Below are 18,309 nucleotides of genomic sequence, written 5' to 3' on the forward strand. Positions count from 1 at the left end.
TGGAGCCGACCAGGCCATGACCAGCACCATTCCCGGTTTCTTCCAAGGCACCGAAATGCCAACCAGCGGCTGGTGGGAAGCGCTGTGGCCCGAGCCTGCCAGTGTCCTGGCGGCAGTCGGCATGAAGCCCGGCACGGACGTGGTCGATCTCTGCTGCGGCGACGGCTGGTTCACGCTGCCAATCGCCAGGGTCGCCCGTCATGTAATCGCCATCGACATCGATGCCGATCTGCTCGAAGTCGCCAGGCGGCGGCTGGCCGAAGGAGGCGCGGGCAATTGCGAGTTTTTGGCGGGCGACGCCTATGAACTTGCCAGGCTGGTGCCTCAAACCGTCGACTTCGTCTTTATCGCCAACGCTTTCCACGGCGTTCCGGATCGGCCGCGGCTTGCCCGCGCCGTGCGCGCGACGCTTGGCCCTGCCGGTCGTTTTGCCATCGTCAACTGGCACCAGCAGCCGCGCGAGCAGACCAGGGTCCTGGGCGAGCCGCGCGGGCCAAAGACCGAGCTGAGGCTGTCACCCGAACAGACCACCGCGTCGGTGGAAGCGAGCGGGTTCAAGCTCGCCGAGCTGGTTGATGTGCCGCCCTATCACTATGGCGCGGTATTCAAACTCGCGACGAATTGAGAAATATCGCATGAGATGCGGCATCGTCGCCCGATACATGTCGCCCGCCGCCCCCTAGCGGCGGGTTCTGCCAGTCTATTTCGCCTCGCGTTCCTTCACGTTCGCATGTTCGTTCGCCGCTTCCGTGTCGGTGGACGGGGTCTTGGTCTCTTCACCTGAAAACGGGCTGCCCTGCCCCGGTGCGAGATCGCCGCTATGGCCGGCCTTGTTGGTCTGGAACGGTTGGCTGTCCGCTTTGAGACCGTGGTCAAGAGCATTGACGAGATGGTCGTCCGCCTTGGCAAGGCCGGTAAAGGCAAGGAGCGATGCACCGGTGGCGGCAAGGATAAGCGTGTGCGTTTTCATGTCTGGACTCCTTTGAGTTAAGGCCAGAACGAGCCGCAGCCATTCTGGCGGCCTCAACGAAGGGACAAACGTCCCTTTTGCCTTACCCGCCATTTATGAAGAACTAACGCGCCCCCTGCCCGGCCTATTCCCGCTGAAACACAACGTGATCGGCATGCAGCTGCCGCAGAGAGTAATCGGCTTGGGTGATGCGCTAGCTCGCGGCGTTGAAGCGCAGAATGTCGCGGCCGCCGCTGTCAATGATGACAAGCTTGCCGGCGTCGACGTGGTAGGATGCCGCTTTGGCCAGCGCCTCGAACAGCGCCTTTTCCTCGGCCATGACCTGAGGCGCGCAGGCCTTGAAGGTCGAGCCGATGTCGCTGATGGCGATCGTCGAGCCGTCTACCTTGGCAGTGGCGAAATAGACGTTGCAAGGGCCGCTGCCGCCGGCCTTGCCGGCTTCGCTGATCCGGAATGTCGCCCGCGGCTCGGCAATCACGCCGACACCGTCGATATATTCGACCAGCCAGCTTTGGCCGAACACCGAGGCTGCCGCCGGCGCATCGCTCGGCGCCGCCATTTTCAGCATGATGGTCTGTGGCGCGTCGCTGAGCGGGTCGACCTGATGGCGCGTATCGGTGACGAATAGCAGCCGGTCGTCGACAGTGATGCGCGCCTGCAGCGCGTAGGTCATATCAGGCCGGATCACCCGCGGATCGAAGCTGATCTCGAACTTGATCGGCACCTGGCCGGCCGGCACCACCTTGCGCTCGCCGATGATTGCGGCCGGGGCGTCGGCCAGCGACACGTCGGCAAGCTGCACGGAAAGCACGGCATTGGGCGGCAGCGCGATGCGCTCGCGATACATCACCTCGCCCTTGAGGGTCTTTTCGGCAGCGGCGGAATGATCCGGAACGGCCAGGATGCCGACGGCCAGCGGCACGAGCCCGAAGATGAAGAACTCGGCAATCCTGTCCAGCATGATCCTGCTCCCCTTCCGGCCAAGGGTCTCGCAGGATTGCGGTCAATGAATGGCCGGCAGGGTATGGGATGGCTGTCGCAGGGATTTATTTGGACGGCGGCTGCTTCCAGCGGCCCGCCGCCTTGTCGTCGGCGTCCTTGGCGTCGACCCAGCCGCCTTCGGAACCGTCGCTATGGTGTTCCTTTTTCCAGAACGGCGCCCGTGATTTCAAATAGTCCATCAGGAAATTCGCGGCCTCGAACGCCGCCTGCCGGTGGGCGGAAGCCGCCACTACCAGCACGATGTTTTCGCCGGGCGCGATCTTGCCGTGGCGATGGATGACGGTGAGCCCCTGCAGCGGCCAGCGCTCGATTGCCTCGCCGGCGATGCGGGAAATCTCGGCTTCCGCCATGCCGGGATAATGTTCGAGCTCGAGCGCGGAGAGCCTGCCTTGCTCGTCGCGGCAGAGGCCGGAGAAGGTCACCACAGCGCCGATGTCGTTGCGACCCCTGGTCAGCCTGGCGATCTCGGCGGCGACGTCGAAATCCTCCGCCTGGATGCGCACGACCGGCACCACCGCGGACATGGTTCAGCCACCGGTCATCGGCGGGAACAGCGCGATCTCGCGCGCGCCGGCAATCTTCTCGCGGTGCTCGACATGTTCCTGGTTGATGGCGACGCGGATCACGTCAGGATATTGCAGCGCGTTCTCGTACTCCTCGCCGCGCGATTTCAGCCAGCGCAACAGGTCGGCGACCGTTTCGATGCCGGCCGGCAGTTCGACCTCTTCCTCCGGTCTGCCGATCCGCTCGCGCACCCAGGCGAAATAGATGAGCTTGGTCGACATGTCACTCGTCCATGATGTGCTTGAGGCCGGCGCGGAAATAGTCGTAGCCAGTGTAGAGCGTCACCAGGGCGGCGATCCACAGCAGCACCAGCCCGGTCTGGGTGGTCAGCGGGAAGATCTTGTCGCCGGCAGGTCCCGCCAGCAGGAAGGCGATGGCGATCATCTGGATGGTGGTCTTCCATTTGGCGAGCTGCGTCACCGGCACCGAGACCTTCAAGGCCGCCAGATATTCGCGCAGGCCCGAGACCAGGATCTCGCGGCACAGGATGATGATCGCCGCCCATAGCGACCAGCCGGCGATGCCGGCATGGCGGTCGGTGTCGGCGGCAAGCAGCAGCAGGCAAGTGGCGACCAGCAGCTTGTCGGCGATCGGGTCGAGCATCTTGCCGATGTTGGAGGTCTGCTGCCAGGCGCGCGCCAGATAGCCGTCGAAGTAATCGGTGATCGAGGCGAGCAGGAAAATGACGAGCGCCGACCAGCGCGCGAAGTCGCTCGATTTCAGATGCCCTTCCAGGAAGAAGCACAGCACCACCAGCGGCACCGCCAGGATGCGGGCATAAGTGAGCATGTTGGGCAGGTTGAATGCGCGCTGAGCCATGTTTTGGGAACTCTTTCTGCCTGCTTAGTCAAATCAGAAGCGAATGTGGGGGGTCAACAGGCCAGAATCGATTAGCCAGCCGAAATGTCGGCAATACGTCTTAGCTCTCGTGAAAATGATTGTAGACCAATTTCGCCACCTGCTCGGAAATGCCATCGACCTTGACCAGGTCCTCGACGGCGGCGCGGCTGACGGCCTTGGCCGTGCCGAAATGCATCAGCAGCGCGCGCTTGCGGCCGGGTCCGATGCCGCTGATCTCGTCGAGCGGGCTCTTGACCATCTCCTTCTTGCGGCGGGCGCGGTGCGAACCGATGGCGAAGCGATGGACCTCGTCGCGCAGCCGCTGGACGAAATAGAGCACCGGATCGCGAACGGGCAGCGAGAATGGGGCCCTGCCCTTGACGAAGAAGCGTTCGCGGCCGGCATCGCGGTCCTGACCCTTGGCGATGCCGATGGCCACCACCCGGTCCTCGATGCCGAGGTCGGCCAGGATCTTGCGCACCGCCGTCATCTGGCCCTGGCCGCCGTCGATGAGGATGACGTCGGGCCAGGCGGGGAAGCCGCCCGCGTCCTCGATATCGTCGCCCGGTTCGGTAGGGCTCGCCTCGCCCGCGCTCTCGGTTTGCGGGGCGTCGCCATGTTCCTTCAACAGCCGCGAAAAGCGCCGCTGCATCACCTCGCGCATCATGCCGAAATCGTCGCCCGGCGTGATCTCGGTCGAACGGATGTTGAACTTTCGATACTGGTTCTTCACAAAACCTTCCGGCCCGGCGACGACCATGGCGCCGACGGCGTTGGTGCCCATGATGTGCGAGTTGTCATAGACCTCGATGCGCACCGGCGGTTTTTCCAGGCCGAAGGTCTCGACAAAGCCAGTGAGCAGCCGCGCCTGGGTCGAGGTTTCGGCGAGCCGCCGGCCGAGCGCCTCGCGCGCGTTCTGCAGCGCGTTGTCGGTCAGGTCCTTCTTCTCGCCGCGCTGCGGCACGGAGATCGACACCTTGCGGCCGGCGCGGGTGGAGAGGGCCTCCGCCAGCAATTCCTGGTCCTCGACGCCATGCGACAACAGGATGGTGCGCGGCGTCGGCTTGTCGTCGTAGAACTGCGCCAGGAACGATCCCAGCACCTCGCCGGCTTCGAGCGCCGGATCGGCCTTGGGAAAATAGGCGCGGTTGCCCCAGTTCTGGCCGGTGCGGAAGAAGAACACCTGGATGCAGACCTGGCCGCCCTCCTGATGGATGGCGAAGACATCGGCCTCGTCGACGGTCTGCGGATTGATGCCTTGATGGCTCTGCACATGCGACAGCGCCGCCAGCCGATCGCGATATATGGCGGCGCGTTCGAAATCGAGGTTCTCCGAAGCCTGCTGCATGGCGGCGGAGATCTCCGTCTTCACCTTCTGGCTGCGGCCGGAGAGAAAATCCTTCGCCTCGGCGACAAGCCTTGCATAGTCGCCGTGCGAGATTTCGCCGGTGCACGGGCCGGCGCAGCGCTTGATCTGGAACAAAAGGCAAGGCCGGGTGCGGTTCTCGTAGAAGGAGTCGGTGCAGCTCCTGAGCAGGAAGGCGCGCTGCAGCGAGTTGATGGTACGGCCAACTGCGCCGGCCGAGGCGAAGGGGCCGAAATAGTCGCCCTTGCGCGAGCGCGCGCCGCGGTGCTTGTAAATACCGGGCGAGACATGGTCGCCGGTCAACAGGATATAGGGGAACGACTTGTCGTCGCGCATGAGCACGTTGAAGCGTGGCCGCAAGCGCTTGATGAGGTTGGCTTCAAGCAGCAGCGCTTCGATCTCGGTGCGGGTGACGACGAACTCCATGGTCGATGTCTCTCGCACCATGCGGCCGATACGGCTGGTGTGGAACCGGCCTTGCGCGTAGCTGGTGACCCGCTTCTTCAGGCTGCGTGCCTTGCCGACATAGAGCACGTCGCCGGCGGCATTCATCATGCGGTAGACGCCGGGCGCATTGGGCAGCCGCTTTACCAGCGTCTGGATCACCTCGGCGCCGACCATGCCGTCGGCGTCGCCGGCATGCGGGGTCCAGTCGATGGCGGTGAAAGTAACGTCCGGACCGCTGGCTGCAGGCTCGACGACCTCCTCGGCCGCCTCGTCCTCGAGGTCGATTTCGGGCGGCAGGTCGTCGGCGCCACCGCGCGTTTTTTGTTTCTGGTCCATGGGGCTCATTCCGTCATGCCTGTCACATCGGGCGTCTGCCATGCAAGATGCTGGCCGCCGTCAAGCGCGATCATCTGGCCGGTGACCGAGCGTGCCGCCCAGAGATAACGGATAGTGGCACCGAATTCCGGCAATTCCGGGCCGCGTTTCAGGATCAGCCCGGCAATCTGGGCATCGAAATCGCTGTCGTGCTGGCGCGTGTTCTTCAAGGTCGGGCCAGGACCAATGGCGTTGACACGGATGCGGGGACCCAGCGCCTGCGCCATCATCTCGGTCGCCGCCCACAAGGTCGACTTCGACAGCGCATAGGAGAAATAACGCGGCGTCGGTCGCCAGACGCGCTGATCGATCATGTTGACGATCAGCCCCTCACTGTTCTGCGGCAAGGCCCGGGCGAAAGTCTGTGCCAACAGCGCCGGCGCCTTGACATGCATGGCGAAATGGCGATCCCAGGCCGGCCAGTCGAAATCCTCAACGCTGTCGTGCTCGAACAGCGAGGCGTTGTTGACCAGCAGCGACACCGGCCCGAGTGCCGCCGCAGCGCGGCCGACAAGGTTGCTGACCGCGCCCATGTCGGTCAGGTCGGCAGCAACCACTGCGGCCCGGCCATGTCGACCAAAATGACCACTGGTGATCTGGGCCGCCAGTTCCTCCGCCTCGGCCAGCGAGCGATTGCAATGAATGGCTACGGCAAAACCATGCGCGGCAAGATCTTCGACGATCGCCCTGCCGATCCGCTTCGCCCCGCCCGTCACCAGTGCCGTCGCGGCGACCTTGCTCATCTGTCAATCCTTAATCCGATGCCGATTCCGACCTGCCGGGATCGCGCCGGCAAATTATGGCCCGCCAAGCGTTAAATCCCATTTCCACCTGGGGCAGGATTGTGGCAAAGTGGCCGGTGGGCGTTTTGGCTCGACCGGAATTCGGGCCAGCCCGCCCGCAATATAGGGCGCTGGAGCCCTTACACCAAGCCGTGTGCAGTGCAGCACGGCGAACCTGCTGACATTCGCTGTTGCGAAGATGCAACGTCAAGGTTCTGCCTCATTCGTGCCAGGTAATGACCCAAGTTCAGGTTCGCTTCAGCCGCATTTCGACACGACATTTGGAACCGTTGAACGCCGGATCCGTTTCACCCCCCGGACGGGTTGAGGGCGCTCATGAAAAAACAAGCCTGTGTCCTGTGGCTTAAGGAGTAAAGAACAATGCAAGCCAATTTTAAATTTGCGCGACCGCTCGCGGTGGCGTTTGGGCTGTTCGCCCTCGGCGGAACCGCCTATGCCGCGGACGTGGTTCAGGAAGAGCCGCCGGCACCTGCCCCGATCGCAGAACTTCCGGTCGCATCCTGGGCCGGTCCCTATGCCGGTGTGAGCGTCGGCTACGGCTTCGCTGGCCATGCCAAAGCCAAAGACATTGGCGTCGACGTCGACACCAAGGGTTTTGTCGGCGGCGTCTTCGGCGGCTATAACTGGCAGCAGGAGAACTTCGTCTACGGTGCCGAAGCCGATATCGGCTACAACGGCGTCAAGGGCGACGATGCCGGCATCGAGGCCAAGGGTGGCTTCGAGGGCTCGCTGCGTGCCCGCCTCGGCTACGCTGTCACCCCGGACATCCTGCTCTACGGCACCGCCGGTGGCGCGCTGAAGAACCAGAAGATTGAAGCTGCCGGCGTAAGCGACACCAACACGCAGTTTGGCTGGACAGCCGGCGTCGGTACCGACATCAAGATCACCGACAATGTGTTCGGCCGTGTCGAGTATCGTTACACGGACTTCGGCAGGAAGGACTTCGACGGTATCGGCAAGGTCAAGTCGACCGACAATCGCGTCACCTTCGGCGTCGGTATGAAGTTCTAAGTCGTCCAAGCCACGACACGAAAAAGCCGGGCCTCGCGCCCGGCTTTTTTTGTTGGCATCGGTTGAGACCGCTTGCCCTCAAGCCGGGATGGCGGGCTTCAGCTCCGGGAATTTCTCGTCGAAGCGTGCCGCCCAGCGCGTCAGCCGGCCGCGGCCCTTTTCCCATTTTCCAGCGAAGCGCAGCGAGAGATAGCCGAGGCAGGCGCGCAATGCGATCTGGCCGAGGGTGATTTTCTTCGGCAGCTTCGGCGGGTTCGCGTTGAGCAGATCGAGCGCGTCCGAAATCTTCGTCCACTGGCGCTCGAGCCAAGGCTGGTAGACCATCTCTTCCGGCCGTGTGCGCCGCTCATAGACCATCGACAGCGCGCAGTCGCAGATGCCGTCGGCCAATGCCTCCAGCACCTCCGCCTCGAGGCGCTTGTCGGGATTGCGCGGAAACAATGCGTTCTTCGACATCCGGTTGAGATGCTGGGTGATGGCGCGGCTGTCGTGGACCGAGCGGCCGTCATCGAGCACCAGCACCGGGATCTTGCCGAGCGGATTGGCGCCGATCAGTTCGGCCGGCCTTTCCTCGGTCTTTATCGGCACGAGATCGACCGCAATGCCGGCATGAAGTGCTGCCATGCGCACCTTGGAACTGTAGGGGGAAGTAGACGCGTAGAGCAGTCTGGGCATTGTCGATTCCTGTTTGCCGGCTACAGCTCCATATGCCCCGTTGGACGCGCAAAAGGACGCGGTAGCATTGTGACTTCGCGCATGACCCTCACCGAAAATCGATTCCGACAGGGCTCGTGCGAGGGCACTGTTGACCGATCATGCAGGGTTCATCAACGGCCAGAGGCGGAAAACCGCGCCGCCAGCGTGCAGCCATAGTCTCGACGTCAATCGCGATGTGATAAGCCGCAGTGCGGCAGACGCGAGCGGGTCGGACAATCCAAATCCGATTAGCTACCAACTCGGCCTTGCACCGAAGGTTGGTTTTGGCAGCCACGAAAATCCCACCGGACTTCGCCGCATGGCGAAGTCCTGGGAGCTGCGAAAAGACGTCTTCCACCCGCCTCTTTCTGGTCCTGCCCGACTGTCAACCAGCAAGCGAGCCGCCTGTCCGGCATCCCGCCCTGGCTGTCTTGAGTACTGTCCCCGGCGACAGCAGGACCGCGACTACTTCTTGGCTTTCGCCTTTGCGGGCGCTGCCTTCGGCTTGGCCGCGGGCGCTGCTTTCTTCACTGCTGCAGAAGATTTCGCAGCGGCGGCCTTTGCCGGTGCTGCCTTCTTCGCAGCGGGCTTCGCCGCGGCCTTTGCAGCCGGCTTCTTGGCCGGTGCCGCCTTCTTTGCCGGTGCAGCCTTGGCCTTGGCCGGTGCTGCTTTTGCCTTGGCAGGTGCTGCTTTCTTCACGGCTGGTTTTGCCGCGGCCTTGGCGGCCGGCTTTTTGGCCGGCGCTGCTTTTGCCTTAGGCGCAGCGGCCTTCGCTTTGGCCGCGGGTGCTGCTTTCTTCACAGCAGTTGCGGCCTTTGCCGCGGCTGCTTTTGCCGGTGCTTTCTTTGCCGGTGACTTTGCCGGTGCCTTGGATGCCGGCGCTTTGGATGACTGCTTAGCCATATCATGCCCCTTCCGTTGTGCCGACGGCCGTTATTGACCCGGCGCGCATTGCATATCTGACTCGCGGCTTGCTAGCCAGCGAAGCATTAGAATGATTTTTGTAGCTTAAGTTTCGGTTACGGCGAGCGCGCGACCATTTTACCCGCGCAAAATTCGGCTGCGAATCTTTGTGTCCCGCAGCGAAGTTCTGCGACAGAAATTCTGGTCGCTCTATCTCGACCGGTCTTCTCGTCAAGCTCATGACCTTTTCGACCAGCTTTGCGCTTCAACGTCCGACGCTCGGCGCGAACATTGTCAAGAGCGAAGGCGGTCGCCCGCCTCGTCTTGTCCGAAACGATAAACTACAGGTAAGTAGGAAGCAACGCGACGAGCTCGCCGCTGCACTATCTTGCACGACGCGATGAAAGTAAGCAGATAGCTCGCATTTCTGAAAGACAGGATATCGCTCGATAGATCCGGTCGAGCCGACCTCGTGATCGAATGCGCTCGGCCGTTCAGGCGCCGAGCGGCTCGCGCTGCATCTGCAGCCGGCGCGAAGGCTCGGCCCTGTGGAGATGGACGGCGAAGGTATCCCATGGCGGCATGACCGAAATCTGCGCCAGGATGCGCCCCGCTTCACCGCGATGATAGCCGCCGTGCAGTACGACGTGGGTCAGCATTTCCTGTCGCGACATCAATGCCTTATCCCCATCGGTGAACACGAATGCGACGGGCTCGGACAGCTGCCGCGACGAAACGGTTTCGAGATAATCGAGATACCAGCGATCGGTCGCTGCGACCGCGGCGCGAAGTTCGTCGAACGCCGGCGTGTCCTCGGTGGTGTCGGCGGAGTAGCCATGGCTTGCGTCAACCAGGTGCGCCGAGAATATCCGCGACACCACATGGCCGTGATCGACAAGCCGTATCGCGGCCTGCCGTTCCTTGCCGTGAACATGCGGGTCGAGACTCGCGAGCTTTTCCAGCAGTTCGTCATTGGCCCAGGCCTGATAGGCAAACAGGCTGCGAAGCAGAGCGAGCGCATTCATGGTCGGTGTCCTTTTCCGGAAATGCGAGTATGTTGTTTATATTTTCAGGAGAATGGGCGAACGTGTCTACTCGCATTGCAAAACCGCATCCGCGCATGCGCAAACAGCCACGCCAGGCGCGTTCCAGGGCAACCGTCGAGGCGATCATCGAGGCGGCGGCTCATGTTCTGAGCGGGCTGGGGTGGGCCGGCTTCACCACCAACAAGGTTGCCGAGACAGCAGGTGTAAGCATCGGCACGCTCTACCAGTATTTTCCCGACAAGCTTTCCCTGCTCGCTGCCGTCCGGCGCCGTCACTTCGATCATGTGCTGTCGGTCATTCGCGATTCGGCGGAAGACCAAAAGCCGCTCAGGAAATTCGCGCAGGAGCTGGTGCGCGGCATGATCGCCGCGCACAGCATTCACCCGACACTACATCAGGTGCTGCTCGACGAGGCGCCGGGCGATCGCGGCTCCAGGGCCGCCCATGCTTCGTTCCAGGCGCAATACCTCAATCACTATGCGACTGCTGTCGCCACTTATCGCAAGCCAAGGAAAGGCGCCGACATGGAGACCGTGGCGCGCGTGCTGTCGTCAGCAATCGAAGGTGTGATCCACAACGCGGCACGCCGGAACATGCTCGCCGCGCCGGAGCTGCAAAAGCAACTCGTCGAACTGATCTGCGCCTACCTATCGGGAGCAGGCCGCATCGGTCGATAGCGCATGGCACGGCGGAAGTCGGGATTTTTTGTTTCGTTCAAACCCGGCTTACGAGGTGCGGCAAGGACGATGCCAACAATGCCGCACCTGATGCGGCCAAGAGTGTGAGGACGATCCTTCGAAAAGTCGCCTCGCTAACGCCGATGTAGAGTCTCGCGCCAAGGAGTGTCGGTATCAACATCGCCGGCGCGACGACGGCGAACATCGGCAGCATTTCGAGCTTGATCTTTCCGGCCGCAAGATAGGCGGCCATCGTCATGGAGAGGGTCACAAGGTTAAAATTCTGGATGACAATACGCTGCCTGTCCTTTTCCCATTGGCGCAGCACGCACCACAGCGTTGGAACCGGGCCGGTGAAGCCGCCAAGTCCACCCATGATGCCGCCGACCAGACCTATTGCGCCGTCTGCAACAGGACCCCCGACCGTGATGGGAGGGAGGCGACGGGCAAAGAGCATCAAGGGACACCAAACGACCAGCAGCGCGCCGAAGACCAGCTTGAACAACTGCACATCCAGCAAGGGCAGGATGGCGACACCGACCGGAATCCCTATGGTCCCGCCGATCAGGAAGGGCAGCAGAAGCCTGAGATCAAAACCCCGGCGGACGGTGACGGCAGCGATGATCTGACCGGTGAGCGCCCCAAAGACCGCCATGGCAGCAGCAAGCTGGGGCTCCACGGTCCAAACCCAAAACGACATGGCAACCAGACTGAAAGCGAACCCGGACAGCCCCTGGACGAAGCCTGCAAAGACCGCGCCGAGAGCAACAGTATAAACAAGCGAATCCATGTGGTGCTGTTTCCCCGCAAACTCGTGACAGCAGATCGCGCTTCCCGCGAATGCTGCGCCGCATGGAAACGGTGACGGTCGATCAGGTGGCCGGTGCTAAAAAGTCGGAATCAGCGAGTGCGCGATCAGCGCAGGACGCGGCAGCGGCCGTTGTAGACCATCCAGCGGTCGAAGCCCGAGACGCAGAATTCGACATTGTCGCCGATCGAGGCAAAACCCTGGCCTTCCTCGATCAGGTACCAGATGGTGCGGGCGCCGCCGTCGGAGAGGCTGACGGTGGCGCCGCAATAACGGCGGCCGATCGGCCAGGTGTCGTCGGCCGGCAGATAGCGATGCTGGTGGATGCGCTGGAAGTCGACGATCTGCACATCCGGCAGATGCGGCACGTGATGCACCTGATAGGAGAAGCGGTCGGTGATCTTGTTCAGCACCCAGGCCTCGCCGCAGACGCCGCTATCCTCGTCGGTATAGATTGCAAGGTCGGCCGCCTGGACTGCCTGGGTGACGCCAAGAGGTGCGGCCAGCGGCGTGCAAAAGGCGAGCAGTGCGGCAAGGGCGGATTGGGCGAAGCGAGTCATGGCAGCCTCTCAAGGTCGACTGCGCGCACTGTGCGGATTCGCTGACGCGCGGTCAAGCGGTTGTAGCGACCGTGGTTGTGGTGACGATGGTTGCGCTGACGGAACGGCAGGGCCGCGCCTCAAACTACTCTCCCGCCAGCCAGTCCAGCGTCCAATGCGACGGCTGCTCAAGTGCAAGCAGCCGGTGCAGCGCCGGCAGCAGCGTCCGTAACTCGCCTTCCAGCGTGAAGGGCGGATTGACCACCACCATGCCGCAGCCGTCGAGGCTCGGCTCGACGGCGTCCGGCCTGATCTCAAAACCGATGTCGAGCAGCTTCGAAATGCCCGTCTGCTTCAGCGCCTTGCGGAAGGCGGCGACCGCCCTGCGGTCCTTGAGCGGATACCACAGCGCGTAAATCCCTCCTGGCCAGCGCCGATGGGCTATTTGCAGCCCGTCGACCAAGCGACCGAACTCGCCCCCTTCCTCGAAAGGCGGATCGATGAGCACGAGGCCGCGCTTTTCCTTTGGCGGCAGATGCGCGCCGAGCGCCAGCCAGCCGTCGAGCTCGATCACCCGGGTCTGGAAGTCACCGTCGAACAGCGCCTTCAGCCTGACGACATCCTTAGGGTGCAGTTCGACTGCCGACAGCCGGTCCTGCTTGCGCATCAGGTGCCGGGCGATCAGCGGCGAACCCGGGTATTTTTTCACGCCGCCGTCCGGATTGAGCGAATTTACGGCTTCAAGATACGGTGACAGCAGTGCCGCCGCCGGAGCATCGAGGGCCGCATCGACGAGCCGGCCGATGCCGCCTTGCCATTCGCCGGTCTTTTGCGCTTCGGTCGAGGACAGATCGTAGCGGCCGATCCCGGCATGGGTGTCGATGACCCGAAACGCCTTGTCCTTCTGCTTCAGATATTCGATCAGCCGACTGAGCACGACATGCTTGACGACATCGGCGAAGTTCCCGGCATGGTAGGCGTGGCGATAGTTCAATTGGAGCCCCTGCCCCAGCGCGGCGGTGGCGGCTGCGAGTTTGGATTTTCCGGCCGGCGGCCGCCGAAACGGAATGCCAGCACCAGCCCGACCAGGCCGGCCGCCATCAGGGAAAAACCGACCGGGCGCGCCCGGCGGTCGACCTCGCCGGCACCCGAGCGCAGGACGAGATCGACGGCCCGCATCGGAATGCCTTCGGCGTCGCCCGGACCGACGGTGAAGATGTAGGAACCAGGGGTAACGGTCGGGATCAGGCCGGCCTCGTCGCGAAAGATCCTGTCCGGCAGTTGCGGGCTGACCTGGCGCGGATTGTCGGAGTGATTGAACTGCAGCGTCGAGGCGAGCACCGTCCTGCCGCCGGTGGCGGCAGTGAGGGTCAACACAGTGCGCTGCTGCGAGACGATGCGCTCGGCTCTCGCCGTAAGGTCGACCAGCACGCGTAGCGGCCCGTCGCGTGCGCTCAGGGGCACGGTCACCGGCTTGAACCGGCCCTGGTCGTAAACCCGCCAGGTGCCGATCTCACGGCCGGAGAAATTGGTCATCGCCCAGGGATAGACGACGCCGATGCCGGTACCGATGAGCAGTATCAGGGCGAACAGGGAGCGCATAACGTCAAGACCCGGTGTTCGGCGCGCTGGCGCAGTCGCGGGCGTTCTCCATTTCGTCCAGGAGCATGTCAAGGCCGAGATCAAACGTCCGGTCGAATTCGGCGGTGCCGAAATAACGCCCGGCCGCAGCTATTTTTGGAAAATCCTGCGCCAGTTGCTCGTCGCTGACGATGGTCACGGCCGAAGGCCCCTTTGCATAGCCGGCAGTCTCGTCGAGGATGGCACCCATCAGATAATAGCCGGTGGTGCGGAACAGCCGCGCGCCCAGTTCCGGTCCGAAGCCGCCGGCCTCGAACACGCCAAGGATGCCGTTCAGCCAAGTGAGACAGGTAGGCGAATTCATCCGGTAGGTTACAAGGAACGTGGCAAAGGCCGGGTGCTCACGCGCGACGCGGCGGAAATCCTGCACGGCAATGCGTAACCTTTGTCGCCAAGGGAGGTCCGCGTCGGGCATTTCGAGGGAGCCGATCAGCCGATCCACCAAGGCTTCGAAGAGATGCGCCACCGAAGGAAAGTGGTGATAGATGCTCATCGCCTCGCAGCCGAGTTCTGCCGCCAGCTTGCGCATCGAAAACCCGGCGAGGCCCTCGCTCTCGATAACCTTCAAAGCCGCATCCTCGATCATCTCGCGAGACAGCCGGCCGCGCAGTCGCTTTTTTTTGATCGATGTGTCCATGGTGCCGCTTGACAACTTACGCTGTAAGGTTAATTTTGACATTACCTTACACCGTAAGGCAAACAAACGCCAGAGGCGCCGCGCCTGCCTGCTCGCCGCCACCTGTGTGCTGACCCTGGCTGCAGCTCCTTCTTATGCCGATGAGTATGACGCGACCGTCAAGGACATCCAGTCGACCATGGGCGGGGTGCCCGGTTTCGTAAAGCAGTTCCCGAAAGCCGGTCTGCCCGGTGCATGGGCCGAGGTCAAGGCCATCCAGCTCAGCGACAAGACGGCGCTGCCGCCGAAGGTCAAGTCGCTGATCTCGCTGGCGGTGGCGGCGCAAATCCCGTGCAACTACTGTATCTGGTCGGACACGCAGGACGCCAAGCGCGCCGGCGCCACCGACGAGGAGATCCAGGAGGCGGTCGCCGTTTCAGCGCTAACCCGCCATTGGAGCACCATCTTCAACGGCATGCAGGTCGATTTCGATACGTTCAGGAAGGAGATGGGCGGGCAGTAATGCTTTCGTTATTAGAGCGGGACGCGTTCAGACTGAATTAGCCTTCCCGCTCCGACTGTTTGTGTGATCCGCCAGCACCTCATTGATGACCCGCCACGATTTTTCCGCCTCGCGCTGGTTGCCGTCATGTCCCGAAGCGACGATCAGCGCCTTCCACAACGCCCAGCCCCGTGCGCGCGCCCAGCTGTGCTCGTCAAGGGCAATGGCGTCGCGGAACGCCTGACGGCTCTCGCCGTAAAATTCCGTCCACGCGATCACCAGATCACAGGCAGGATCGCCGATAGCCGAACTACCGAAATCGACGACCGCGTAGAGCTTGCCATCTTCGACGAGCAGATTGCCCGAGGCGACGTCGCCATGGACCCAGACCGGCGGCCCTTGCCATCGCGAGGCAAGGGCCGTCGCCCACACGGCCTCGGCGGCGGCCTTGTCGATGCGGCCGCCGAGCGCCGAGAGCGCGGCTCGGGTCTCGGCGTCGTAGACCGAAAGCCGGCCACCGCGGTGGAAATTATGCTGCCCTGCCGGTGGCCCATCGGCAGCGTCGATCCGGTAGAGCGCAACCAGAAAGCCGGCCAGCGAACGGGCGAACTCGGTAAGATCGGCAATCAGTCCACCAGCCGCCGGTCTGCCGCCAAGCCAGCGATAGACGGACCAAGGCCATGGATAGCCTTCCCCGGGCGCGCCTTTGGCCAGCGGCACGGGTATCGGCAGAGGCAGGTGAGGCGCCAGGCGGGGCAGCCAGCGATGCTCCTTCTCGACCTGGGCGACATAGGCGGCAGCGCTCGGCAGCCGCACCGACATGCTGTCGCCCAGCCGGTACGTGCGGTTGTCCCAGCCGCCAGGCTCGACCGTCTCTACCGGCAGGTCCGCCCATTTGGGGAACTGCGCGGCAATCAGCCGGCGAACAAGTGCGGCATCTATCGGCATGCCTGGCGTTCGTTCATCGGGCGGCATCGAGCTTGCTCCGGTCTTCTGAATAGCCGGCGGTCCATCTTTTTGTCATCGCACTCTTGCGGCGCCAGTGATTCCCTTGCCGGCAAATTCTCTAAGCCTTGCGTTCCCAGCGCCGGTCAGGCGTTTGCTGCCAGTAGGTCACGGTGTGGCCGGCCTCCTTCATTGTCTTCCAATGCGTGCGTGCCGCCTCTAGCTGGGCTGCATCGTGGCCGTCGAACAGGAACACGGCGCGCTGGTAGCCGCCAAGCTCCGGCGGCACCGCCCCATCGACCAGGAAGCGTATCTGCGCCTGGTTCGGATTGTCGGGGCCGACGGTCAGAACCACCGGCTGCTCGGCGGGATGGGCTTCGCGATCCGTCGCGTGGGCCAGGAACGAATCGTCCCGGAAAGTCCACAGATGCTGGTCCAGCGCGTCGCGCCGTTCCTCGGTGCCGGTCTGCACCACGGCGCGCCAACCGCGATCGACACTGCGCTCCAGGAGGCCGGGCAGCGCATCCTCCAGCGTCGATTCGGTCAGGTGATAAAACAGAATCTCGGCCATGCGTTCAGTCTACATTGTCGGAGTCCCGCCCCAGCCGCTCATTGCTCGTAATGATCGCGCACCAGCCGGTCGAGCAGCCTGACGCCGAAGCCGGAAGCCCATGACTGGTTGATCTCGTTGGAAGGCGCGCCCATCGCGGTGCCGGCGATGTCGAGATGCGCCCAGGGCGTGTCCTTGACGAAGCGCTGCAGGAACTGCGCGGCGATGATGGCGCCGCCATGGCGGCCGCCGATGTTCTTCATGTCAGCATTCTTGGAATCGATCAGCTTGTCGTATTCGGCGCCGAGCGGCATGCGCCACACCCGCTCCTGCGTCGCCTGTCCGGCCGCCGTCAGCCGGTCCGCCAACTCGTCATTGTTGGAGAACAGGCCGGCATAATACTGGCCGAGCGCGACCATGATGGCGCCGGTCAGCGTCGCCAGATTGATCATGAATTTCGGCTGGAAGCGGTCGTTGCAGTACCAGAGCGCATCGGCCAGCACCAGGCGGCCCTCGGCGTCGGTATTGAGCACTTCGATAGTCTGGCCCGACATCGAGGTGACAATGTCGCCCGGTCGCTGAGCGTGGCCGTCGACGGCGTTTTCAACCAGCCCGACAATGCCGACGACATTGACCTTCGCCTTGCGCGCGGCCAGCGCGTGCATCAGCCCGGTGACGGCAGCAGCGCCGCCCATGTCGCCCTTCATGTCCTCCATGCCCGACGCCGGCTTGATCGAATTGCCGCCGGTGTCGAAGGTGACACCCTTGCCGACGAAGGCGACCGGGCTTTCCTTGGCCTTGCCGCCGTCCCACCGCATGACCGCGATGCGGGCGCCACGCGGCGAACCCTGCGCTACGCCCAGCAGCGAACCCATGCCGAGCTTCTTCATCTCCTTCTCGGCCAGGATCTCGACCGTGACGCCGAGCGCCTCCAGTTCGGCGATGCGGGCGGCGAATTCCACCGGTCCCAAAACATTGGCCGGTTCATTGACCAAATCGCGCGCCAGCAAGACGCCGTCGATCACCGCCGCTTCATCGGCGAAGGCCTTCTTTGCAGCTGCCGGATCGGCGGTGTGAATAGTCACCTTGACCGGCTTTTTTGGCTCGCGCTTGTCGTCACCATTGTTCTTTTTGGTCTTGTACTTGTCGAAGGAATAGCTGCGCAGCAGGATGCCCGCTGCAAGCTGAACGGCTTGCCTGCCGCTGACGGCCGCACCGGGAAGATCGAGCACGACGGCCACTTCGGTTGCCTTGCGAAAGGACGCGGCAATCGTGCCGCCAAGCTTCAGCCAGGCGTAATCATCGAGATTGGAGCCCTTGCCGGCACCGACCGCCACGAGCCGCTCGAGCGATGTCCCTTCCGGTGCCAGCACTTCGACCAGGCTGGCGAATTTGCCGGTGAAGTCGGCGACCGGAAAAGCCCGCTCGAGGGTCTTTGCCGGATCGCAAGCCCTGGCGGCATCGCTGAGGCCGCCCTCGTCGGCCACCAGAACGAAAACGCTTCCTTTTTTGGGCGCGGCGAATTTGGCAAAGGCGATCGAGGGTCTCGAATTCATCATGTCCTGCTTTCGGGGAAGTGAGTTGGATTATTGCGAGAAACGTTCGTCAGTGAGCGGCGGGTTGAAACAGCTCGATGACATTGCCCGATGGGTCTTCGAGCAGCGTCTGGGAACCGCCGACGCCCGTTATGATATCGTTGCGAAAGACAAGTCCAGCACTCTTGAGGCGCGCAACCTCTTCTTTCAGGTCCGGCACCACCAACAGGATGCGATTCCAACCTCCCGGCACCGGCTGCCGGCCATCCGGCATCGCCCGTGCACCCGAACTGCCGGGTCCGCTTAGAAGGAGCCGTAAAGCGCCGCGTGTGACGGAAGCAAAAGCCGGTCGCGCGTCCTGTTCAACAGCGAAGCCCAGATGTCCACAGTAGAAGTCGATCGAGGCGGCGACATCATCGACCATGTAGCGAATGCTGACTGGCGTCATGATCATTGACCTTTCGGTTCGAGCA

At 63.0% G+C, this 18,309-nt stretch carries 23 protein-coding genes; 5 read left to right on the forward strand and 18 right to left on the reverse strand.

All coding sequences use genetic code 11. The annotated features are described in order from the left end of the window. Window positions 1–16: 16 nt before the first annotated feature. The gene (locus X773_RS58635) at window positions 17–625 is read left to right on the forward strand and encodes a class I SAM-dependent methyltransferase (protein ID WP_031212008.1); all 609 of its coding nucleotides are present in this window, start codon (window positions 17–19) and stop codon (window positions 623–625) included. 75 nt (window positions 626–700) lie between these two features. Here X773_RS58635 and X773_RS58640 read toward each other — a convergent pair whose 3' ends face one another. From X773_RS58640 to X773_RS58670, 7 genes are all read right to left on the reverse strand, one after another. After that, entirely contained in the window at window positions 701–970 is a 270-nt protein-coding gene (locus tag X773_RS58640) for a hypothetical protein (protein ID WP_023677671.1), read from the reverse strand. Window positions 971–1,163: 193 nt separating this feature from the next. Further along, window positions 1,164–1,931 (reverse strand): YbaY family lipoprotein, encoded by a 768-nt coding sequence (locus X773_RS58645; RefSeq protein WP_023677672.1) that lies wholly within the window; start codon window positions 1,929–1,931, stop codon window positions 1,164–1,166. Between the two features lie 85 nt (window positions 1,932–2,016). Then, a complete protein-coding gene (locus X773_RS58650; RefSeq protein ID WP_023677673.1) occupies window positions 2,017–2,496 on the reverse strand; it encodes a molybdenum cofactor biosynthesis protein MoaE in 480 nt (159 codons plus the stop codon). 3 nt (window positions 2,497–2,499) lie between these two features. After that, window positions 2,500–2,757 (reverse strand): molybdopterin converting factor subunit 1, encoded by a 258-nt coding sequence (moaD, locus tag X773_RS58655; protein ID WP_023677674.1) that lies wholly within the window; start codon window positions 2,755–2,757, stop codon window positions 2,500–2,502. Between the two features lies 1 nt (window position 2,758). Further along, window positions 2,759–3,355 (reverse strand): CDP-diacylglycerol--glycerol-3-phosphate 3-phosphatidyltransferase, encoded by a 597-nt coding sequence (gene pgsA, locus X773_RS58660; RefSeq protein WP_023677675.1) that lies wholly within the window; start codon window positions 3,353–3,355, stop codon window positions 2,759–2,761. A 100-nt stretch (window positions 3,356–3,455) separates the two neighbouring features. Further along, window positions 3,456–5,534: an excinuclease ABC subunit UvrC gene (gene uvrC / locus X773_RS58665; protein ID WP_023677676.1), complete on the reverse strand. Its 2,079-nt coding sequence runs from the start codon at window positions 5,532–5,534 to the stop codon at window positions 3,456–3,458. Next, window positions 5,531–6,307 carry an SDR family oxidoreductase gene (locus tag X773_RS58670; protein WP_023677677.1) on the reverse strand — a complete coding sequence of 259 codons (777 nt, stop codon included), beginning with the start codon at window positions 6,305–6,307 and terminating at the stop codon, window positions 5,531–5,533. Before X773_RS58670 ends, uvrC begins: the two co-directional genes overlap by 4 nt. Window positions 6,308–6,727: 420 nt before the next feature. Here X773_RS58670 and X773_RS58675 point away from each other — a divergent pair, with 420 nt between their 5' ends. Beyond that, complete coding sequence (locus tag X773_RS58675; protein ID WP_023677678.1) at window positions 6,728–7,378, forward strand: outer membrane protein; 651 nt, start codon at window positions 6,728–6,730, stop codon at window positions 7,376–7,378. A 78-nt stretch (window positions 7,379–7,456) separates the two neighbouring features. Here X773_RS58675 and X773_RS58680 read toward each other — a convergent pair whose 3' ends face one another. Next, window positions 7,457–8,053: a glutathione S-transferase family protein gene (locus X773_RS58680; protein WP_023677679.1), complete on the reverse strand. Its 597-nt coding sequence runs from the start codon at window positions 8,051–8,053 to the stop codon at window positions 7,457–7,459. Window positions 8,054–8,183: 130 nt separating this feature from the next. On the opposite strand from X773_RS58680, the gene X773_RS77385 reads away from it, so the two are divergent. Next, window positions 8,184–9,014: a hypothetical protein gene (locus X773_RS77385; RefSeq protein WP_198023570.1), complete on the forward strand. Its 831-nt coding sequence runs from the start codon at window positions 8,184–8,186 to the stop codon at window positions 9,012–9,014. 457 nt (window positions 9,015–9,471) lie between these two features. On the opposite strand, the gene X773_RS58690 is transcribed toward X773_RS77385, so the two are convergent. After that, window positions 9,472–10,002, reverse strand: coding sequence for a DinB family protein (locus X773_RS58690; RefSeq protein WP_031212010.1), 531 nt, complete (start codon window positions 10,000–10,002; stop codon window positions 9,472–9,474). Between the two features lie 95 nt (window positions 10,003–10,097). Here X773_RS58690 and X773_RS58695 point away from each other — a divergent pair, with 95 nt between their 5' ends. Further along, window positions 10,098–10,700, forward strand: a complete 603-nt coding sequence (locus X773_RS58695; RefSeq protein WP_023677682.1) for a TetR/AcrR family transcriptional regulator — start codon at window positions 10,098–10,100, stop codon at window positions 10,698–10,700. A 37-nt stretch (window positions 10,701–10,737) separates the two neighbouring features. Here the strand turns inward: X773_RS58695 and X773_RS58700 are convergent, their stop codons facing one another. The 5 genes from X773_RS58700 to X773_RS58720 all read right to left on the reverse strand — a co-directional run bounded on the left by X773_RS58700 (window position 10,738) and on the right by X773_RS58720 (window position 14,427). After that, window positions 10,738–11,490 carry a sulfite exporter TauE/SafE family protein gene (locus tag X773_RS58700; RefSeq protein ID WP_023677683.1) on the reverse strand — a complete coding sequence of 251 codons (753 nt, stop codon included), beginning with the start codon at window positions 11,488–11,490 and terminating at the stop codon, window positions 10,738–10,740. A gap of 125 nt (window positions 11,491–11,615) precedes the next feature. Next, entirely contained in the window at window positions 11,616–12,068 is a 453-nt protein-coding gene (locus tag X773_RS58705; RefSeq protein ID WP_023677684.1) for a hypothetical protein, read from the reverse strand. 124 nt (window positions 12,069–12,192) lie between these two features. Continuing rightward, a complete protein-coding gene (locus X773_RS58710; RefSeq protein ID WP_023677685.1) occupies window positions 12,193–13,041 on the reverse strand; it encodes a 23S rRNA (adenine(2030)-N(6))-methyltransferase RlmJ in 849 nt (282 codons plus the stop codon). Next, the gene (locus X773_RS58715) at window positions 13,038–13,649 is read right to left on the reverse strand and encodes a hypothetical protein (RefSeq protein WP_023677686.1); all 612 of its coding nucleotides are present in this window, start codon (window positions 13,647–13,649) and stop codon (window positions 13,038–13,040) included. Before X773_RS58715 ends, X773_RS58710 begins: the two co-directional genes overlap by 4 nt. A 4-nt stretch (window positions 13,650–13,653) precedes the next feature. Further along, window positions 13,654–14,427: a TetR/AcrR family transcriptional regulator C-terminal domain-containing protein gene (locus X773_RS58720; RefSeq protein WP_245274736.1), complete on the reverse strand. Its 774-nt coding sequence runs from the start codon at window positions 14,425–14,427 to the stop codon at window positions 13,654–13,656. A 4-nt stretch (window positions 14,428–14,431) separates the two neighbouring features. On the opposite strand from X773_RS58720, the gene X773_RS58725 reads away from it, so the two are divergent. After that, window positions 14,432–14,827 (forward strand): carboxymuconolactone decarboxylase family protein, encoded by a 396-nt coding sequence (locus tag X773_RS58725; RefSeq protein WP_245274737.1) that lies wholly within the window; start codon window positions 14,432–14,434, stop codon window positions 14,825–14,827. Between the two features lie 27 nt (window positions 14,828–14,854). Here the strand turns inward: X773_RS58725 and X773_RS58730 are convergent, their stop codons facing one another. The 4 genes from X773_RS58730 to X773_RS58745 form a co-directional block, all read right to left on the reverse strand. Next, the gene (locus X773_RS58730) at window positions 14,855–15,754 is read right to left on the reverse strand and encodes an aminoglycoside phosphotransferase family protein (RefSeq protein WP_023677689.1); all 900 of its coding nucleotides are present in this window, start codon (window positions 15,752–15,754) and stop codon (window positions 14,855–14,857) included. A gap of 118 nt (window positions 15,755–15,872) precedes the next feature. Next, on the reverse strand, window positions 15,873–16,322 hold the full coding sequence (locus X773_RS58735) for a DNA polymerase III subunit chi (RefSeq protein ID WP_023677690.1): 450 nt from the start codon (window positions 16,320–16,322) through the stop codon (window positions 15,873–15,875). A 38-nt stretch (window positions 16,323–16,360) separates the two neighbouring features. Next, window positions 16,361–17,857 (reverse strand): leucyl aminopeptidase, encoded by a 1,497-nt coding sequence (locus tag X773_RS58740; protein WP_023677691.1) that lies wholly within the window; start codon window positions 17,855–17,857, stop codon window positions 16,361–16,363. Between the two features lie 49 nt (window positions 17,858–17,906). Further along, the gene (locus X773_RS58745) at window positions 17,907–18,290 is read right to left on the reverse strand and encodes a VOC family protein (RefSeq protein WP_031212013.1); all 384 of its coding nucleotides are present in this window, start codon (window positions 18,288–18,290) and stop codon (window positions 17,907–17,909) included. Window positions 18,291–18,309 lie beyond the last annotated feature (19 nt).

This window comes from Mesorhizobium sp. LSJC280B00, from assembly GCF_000502835.1.
Lineage (GTDB): Bacteria > Pseudomonadota > Alphaproteobacteria > Rhizobiales > Rhizobiaceae > Mesorhizobium.